The sequence below is a fragment of the Roseateles sp. P5_B10 genome, from assembly GCF_056400485.1.
The window spans coordinates 1-766 of record NZ_JBFULE010001415.1 but is presented as its reverse complement, the minus strand read 5'-3'; the positions used below and the strand labels follow the sequence as shown (position 1 = coordinate 766).

1 protein-coding gene and 1 pseudogene are annotated in these 766 nt (G+C 70.6%); one reads left to right on the top strand and one right to left on the bottom strand.

The genetic code is table 11. The features are described from left to right. Positions 1–166: pseudogene (locus AC1DU6_RS33695) on the bottom strand (lipoprotein-releasing system transmembrane subunit LolC); the annotation flags it as partial. 88 nt (positions 167–254) lie between these two features. Here AC1DU6_RS33695 and AC1DU6_RS33690 point away from each other — a divergent pair. Continuing rightward, positions 255–766 (top strand): histidine phosphatase family protein (locus AC1DU6_RS33690; RefSeq protein WP_477862719.1); only part of this gene is annotated, 512 nt, incomplete at its 3' end.

Here is a 766-nt window from a genome sequence, read left to right as displayed (position 1 = left end):
TCTGGAAGCCGTTCATCACCGACAGCACGATGATCAGCGCCGCCACACCCAGCGCGATGCCCAGGATGGACACGCTCGAGATGAAGCTGATGAAGCGGTTGCGCCGCCCGCCGCGGCCGGCGCGCGTGTAGCGCCAGCCGACCTGGAGTTCAAACGGCAGGGTCATGAGGCTTTGCAAAGGCGTACGGCATGGGGCCGGGATGGTAACTGGCAGGCCGTGGCGAGAATGGCACCCGACCTCTTCTGGAATCGCGATGAAGCCCTTGTCTGTCCTGCTGCCAGCCTGTCTTCTGACATTCGCCCTGGCCGCCCCGGCCGCGGCCGCGCCCGATCTCGTCATCCTGGTGCGCCACGCCGAGCGCGCCACCGAGCCCGTGGGCGACCCGGCCCTGACGCCGGCTGGCGAGCAGCGCGCCCAGGCCCTGGCCCAGGCGCTGGCCGGCCTGCGCGTGAACAGCATCCTGACGACGCAGTTCCGCCGCACGCGCGACACCGCCGCGCCGCTGGCCAAGGCGCTGGGCCTGCAACCGCGCATCATGGACGCCAAGGGCGCTGCCCATGTGCAGGCGTTGGCCGACGCGGTGCGCGCCCAGACCGGCGTGGTGCTCGTCGTCGGCCACAGCAACACCGTCACGGCCGTGCTGGCGGCGCTGGGCGGCCCAAAGCTGGCGGACCTGTGCGAGACGAGCTTTCATCACGCCTTCTTGCTGCAGCCAGCAACCGAGCCGCCGCGCTGGGCGCAGTTCAGCTATGGCGCGCCAAGCGG